Origin of the sequence: Pseudomonas sp. NPDC089569, from assembly GCF_050280625.1 — a bacterium.
Lineage (GTDB): Bacteria > Pseudomonadota > Gammaproteobacteria > Pseudomonadales > Pseudomonadaceae > Aquipseudomonas.
The window spans coordinates 1-5,474 of sequence record NZ_JBNNVQ010000178.1; the positions used below are offsets into that span (position 1 = coordinate 1).

Here is a 5,474-nt window from a genome sequence, read left to right on the forward strand (position 1 = left end):
TTGCGCAGCTGTTCGATGATGTCGAAGATCTGCTGGATGATGATCGGTGCCAGGCCCAGCGACGGTTCGTCGAGCAACAGCAACTTGGGTTTGCTGGCCGCGCGCTGGATTTCCATCTCTTTGTTGACCGCAACCTTCACTTCCATGATGCGGTCCCAGTAAGCGCGATCCAGCTCGAAGCCTTCCGGCAGTTCGCTCAGGCCTTCGTACCAGGTGTTGAGCATGACGGACTCGTTACGCTCGCCCGGCAGGTACTGCCACAGTTCGTCGGCGGTGAACGCCAGGATCGGCGCGATCCAGCGCACCAGCGCTTCAGAGATGTGGAACAGCGCGGTCTGGCAGGAACGACGAGCCTTGCTGTCGGCGCCAGTGGTGTACTGACGGTCCTTGATGATGTCGAGATAGAAACCGCCCAACTCCTGCACGCAGAAGTTGTGGATCTTCGAGTACACGTTCCAGAAGCGATATTCGCCGTAATGCTCTTGCAACTCGCGCTGCAGCAGCAGGGTACGGTCCACGGCCCAACGGTCCAGCGCCAGCATTTCTTCGGCTGGCAGCAGGTCGGTGGCCGGGTTGAAGCCGGTCAGGTTCGAAAGCAGGAAACGCGCGGTGTTACGGATACGCCGGTAGGCGTCCGCACTGCGTTGCAGGATCTGCTCGGAAACCGCCATTTCTCCCGAATAGTCGGTCGAAGCGACCCACAGACGCATGATATCGGCGCCCAGGGTGTCGTTGACCTTCTGCGGTGCAATCACGTTGCCCAGCGACTTCGACATTTTGCGGCCGGACTCGTCGACGGTAAAACCGTGGGTCAGCAACTCGCGATAAGGTGCGTGGTTATCGATGGCGCAACCAGTCAACAGCGATGAATGGAACCAGCCGCGGTGCTGGTCCGAACCTTCCAGATACAGATCGGCGCGTGGGCCGTTTTCATGGCCCACCGGGTGCGAACCGCGCAGAACGTGCCAGTGGGTGGTACCCGAGTCGAACCAGACATCCAGGGTATCGCTGATCTTGTCGTACTGTGGCGCTTCATCGCCGAGCAACTCGGCCGCGTCCAGCTTGAACCAGGCTTCGATACCTTCGACTTCGACGCGCTTGGCGACCTCTTCCATCAGTTCGACGGTACGCGGGTGCAGCTCGCCGCTTTCCTTGTTCAGGAAGAACGGAATCGGCACGCCCCAGTTACGCTGACGGGAAATGCACCAGTCCGGACGGTTCGCAATCATCGAGTGCAGACGTGCCTGGCCCCAGGCCGGGACGAACGTGGTGTCTTCAATGGCTTTGAGCGAACGCTGGCGCAGGGTATCGCCAGCGGTTGGCTGCTTGTCCATGCCGATGAACCATTGCGCGGTGGCGCGATAGATCAGCGGGGTCTTGTGACGCCAGCAGTGCATGTAACTGTGTTCGATGACCGTGGTGTGCATCAGCGCACCCACTTCGGTCAGCTTGTCGACGATGGCCGGGTTGGCCTTCCAGATGAACTGGCCGCCGAAGAACTCCAGTGACGGCACGTATACGCCGTTGCTTTGCACTGGATTGAGGATGTCGTCGTTGACCATGCCGTATTTCTTGCAGGTCACGAAGTCGTCCACGCCGTAGGCCGGAGCGGAGTGAACCACACCGGTGCCGGCGCCGAGTTCCACATAGTCGGCCAGGTAAACCGGCGACAGGCGGTCGTAGAACGGGTGACGGAAGTTGATCAGTTCCAGCGCCGAGCCTGGAGCAGTGGCCAGCACCGAACCTTCAACGCCATAGCGCGTCAGGCACGATTCGACCAGTTCTTCGGCCAGCACCAGCAGCTTGTCGCCGATATCGACCAGGGCATAGTTGAATTCAGGATGGACGTTCAGCGCCTGGTTGGCCGGGATGGTCCATGGCGTGGTGGTCCAGATCACGATCGAAGCAGGCTTGGCCAGCGAAGGCAGTCCGAAGGCGGCAGCCAGCTTGGCTTCATCGGCAATCGGGAACGCCACGTCGATGGTCGAGGATTTCTTGTTTTCGTACTCGACTTCCGCTTCGGCCAGTGCCGATCCGCAGTCAAAGCACCAGTTCACGGGCTTGAGGCCCTTGAACACGAAACCACCCTTGACGATTTCAGCCAAGGCGCGGATCTCTCCGGCCTCGTTCTTGAAATCCATGGTCTTGTACGGGTTGGCGAAGTCACCCAGCACACCCAGGCGGATGAACTCGGACTTCTGGCCTTCGATCTGCTCGGAGGCATAGGCGCGGCACAGTTCGCGGGTCTTGTCCGCGCCCAGGTTCTTGCCGTGGGTCACCTCGACCTTGTGCTCGATCGGCAGGCCGTGGCAGTCCCAGCCCGGTACGTAAGGCGCATCGAAGCCCGACAGGGTTTTCGAGCGGATGATCATGTCCTTGAGAATCTTGTTCAGCGCATGACCGATGTGGATCGTGCCGTTGGCGTAGGGAGGACCGTCGTGCAGGACAAACTTCGGACGATCCTTGCCAATTTCGCGCAACTTTCCGTACAGGCCAATGCTGTCCCAGTGCTGCAGAATCTGCGGTTCGCGCTGAGGCAGGCCGGCCTTCATTGGGAAGGCGGTGTCCGGAAGGTTTAGCGTGGCTTTATAGTCGGTCATTTAAGGCTCTTCATTAGCGATGGGCGCTAGGTGCGGCTAGTGCACGGGCGGCGGCGACATCCGCGTTGATCGCCGTTTTCAGCGCCTCCAGAGAGGCGAAACGCTGCTCTTCGCGCAGCTTGTGGTGGAAAACCACCGTTAAACGCCGGTCGTACAGATCGCCGGCAAAATCCAAAAGATGCACTTCCAGGTGGGCCTTGCCATCACCTTGAACCGTGGGCCGCACGCCAATGTTGGCGACGCCGGGCCAGGTCTTGCCGTCGATCTCGACGTTCACCAGGTAAACCCCGGTGAACGGTACGCGACGGCGCTTGAGTTGTATGTTGGCTGTGCGCGTACCCAATTGCCGCGCCAGCTTCTGACCGTGCAACACGCGACCGGCGATCCGGTACGGACGACCGAGCAGGCGTTCGGCGAGGGCAAAGTCGGCGGCCGCCAGCGCGGTACGCACCTGTGTGCTGCTGACGCGCAGACCATCGAGCTCGACAGTCTGTGCCGCTTCGACGGTGAACCCCTGCTGGATGCCGGCATGTTGCAGGAAGTCGAAATCCCCTACCCGGTCACAGCCGAAACGGAAGTCGTCTCCGACCTCAAGGTGCTGCACGCCCAGGCCGTCCACCAGAATGGTATCGACGAATTCACTGGCGCTGAGCTTGCTCAGGCGCTGGTTGAACGCCAGGCACAGCACCCGGTCGACGCCTTCGGCGGCCAGAAGTTGCAGTTTATCCCGCAGGCGGGCAAGACGCGCCGGCGCGGTATCTGGAGCGAAAAACTCCCTTGGCTGCGGCTCGAAAATCACCACGCAGCTGGGTACGCCCAACTCAAGCGCACGCTCGCGCAGCCGCGCCAGGATAGCCTGGTGGCCACGGTGTACACCGTCAAAGTTGCCAATAGTGGCGACACAGCCCCGATGCTGGGGGCGCAGATTGTGGAGGCCTCGAACCAGCTGCATAACGCGCTTCTTGCTCATAAAGTGGTCGATTATAACCACACCCGGCGGCCGACGACAGGCAGCACCGTAACCCAAAGTAATCGAGCCGACAAAAATGCCGGCCCGCCCGTTTTCAATGCCGATCCATGATCAGCCCAACGCCTTGCGATTGAAGTCGCGCAAGCGGAAGCCCAACAACACTAACATGCCGAAATAGGCCACCACACCGGCAACCACCAGGACACCCAGGCGCAGGAAACGCTCGAACATCTGCCCTTCCCCCCACGCCGGCATGAAATGCATCCCGACCAGCAACACGCCAGACATCACCGCCACTGCAATCAGCAGTTTAAAACCGAACTTTGCCCACCCCGGTTGCGGCTGGTACATCTGCTGCTTTCGCAACTGATAGAAAAGCAGCCCCGCATTGAGGCATGCCCCAACACTGATCGCGAGCGCCAGGCCGGCGTGGGCCAGCGGACCGATCAGCAACAGGTTGAACAACTGAGTGACCACCAGCGTGAAAATCGCGATTTTCACCGGAGTCTTGATGTTCTGTTGCGCATAAAAGCCCGGCGCCAGCACCTTGATCACGATAATGCCGAGCAGGCCGACCGAATAGGCGATGAGCGCCCGCTGGGTCATGGCAGCATCGAACGCCTTGAACTGACCGTACTGGAACAGCGAAACCGTCAGCGGCTCGGCCAGGATTCCCAGCGCCAGGGCACATGGCAATACCAGCACGAAGCACAGCCGCAGCCCCCAATCGAGAATGCGCGAATACTCCTGGCGATCCTTGTTGGCGTAGGTTTTGGCCAGGGTCGGCAGCAGGATCGTCCCCAGAGCCACGCCCAGAACACCGGAAGGCAGCTCCATCAAACGGTCGGCGTAGTACATCCAGGACACGGAGCCGGCAACCAGGAACGAGGCGAAAATCGTGTTGATGATCAGCGAGATCTGGCTGACCGACACACCGAGAATTGCCGGCAGCATTTGTTTCATCACACGCCAGACGCCGCTGTCGCGCAGATTGAGTCGTGGCAACACCAGCATGCCGATTTTTTTCAGGTGAGGCAGCTGGTACAGCAACTGCGCCAGACCACCCGCCAGCACCGCCCAACCCAACGCCATGACTGGCGGATTGAAGTACGGTGTCAGAAACAGCGAAAAGATGATCATGCTGATGTTAAGCAGCGTCGGCACAAAGGCCGGCACCGAGAAACGGTTCCAGGTGTTGAGAATCGCCCCGGCCAGGGAGGACAGGGATATCAGCAATATGTAGGGAAAGGTCACCCTCAACAGACTGGACGTCAGCTCGAATTTTTCCGGGGTATTGGCGAAACCCGGTGCCGTCACCCAAATGACCCAGGGCGCGGCAAGCATGCCCAGCGCCGTGACCAGCGCCAGCACCAGCGTCAACAGGCCCGAGACATAGGCAATGAATGTGCGCGTCGCCTCCTCGCCCTTCTGGCTTTTATATTCGGCAAGAATCGGCACGAAAGCCTGGGAAAACGCGCCTTCGGCAAAAATGCGTCGTAGCAGGTTGGGTAACTTGAAGGCGATAAAAAAGGCATCGGTCGCCATTCCGGCGCCAAATGTGCGCGCAACCAAGGTGTCACGGATGAAGCCGAGAATCCGGGAAAGCATCGTGATAGAGCTGACGGCGGCCAACGATTTGAGCAAATTCATTGAAAAGTTTTGTGCCTGTCGATAAACAGCAGGCGAACTACGCGCCCACTTGTGCGATACTCCGCGCCGCAACAGCACAGAGCCAAAGCTCGCGAGTTTACAGGTCACACGCCGGAAAGAAATATCCCGTCGCACCACGCCTACCACTTAGCGGAACGTTTCAAGCGCCCTTGACAAGACTTCAACTCATCGGCATGATTCGCGGCCTATTTTGTTTGCTATTTCCTAAAAAAGTCTTTCGAGGAGCTCGACGG

At 59.5% G+C, this 5,474-nt stretch carries 3 protein-coding genes; all 3 read right to left on the reverse strand.

All coding sequences use genetic code 11. The features are described from left to right. On the reverse strand, positions 1–2,600 hold a 2,600-nt coding region (gene ileS, locus ACQKP2_RS31445), incomplete at its 3' end, for an isoleucine--tRNA ligase (RefSeq protein ID WP_427582188.1). Positions 2,601–2,613: 13 nt separating this feature from the next. Further along, the gene (gene ribF / locus ACQKP2_RS31450) at positions 2,614–3,552 is read right to left on the reverse strand and encodes a bifunctional riboflavin kinase/FAD synthetase (RefSeq protein WP_427582189.1); all 939 of its coding nucleotides are present in this window, start codon (positions 3,550–3,552) and stop codon (positions 2,614–2,616) included. Positions 3,553–3,681: 129 nt separating this feature from the next. Beyond that, the gene (murJ, locus tag ACQKP2_RS31455) at positions 3,682–5,220 is read right to left on the reverse strand and encodes a murein biosynthesis integral membrane protein MurJ (protein WP_427582190.1); all 1,539 of its coding nucleotides are present in this window, start codon (positions 5,218–5,220) and stop codon (positions 3,682–3,684) included. Positions 5,221–5,474: the final 254 nt, after the last annotated feature.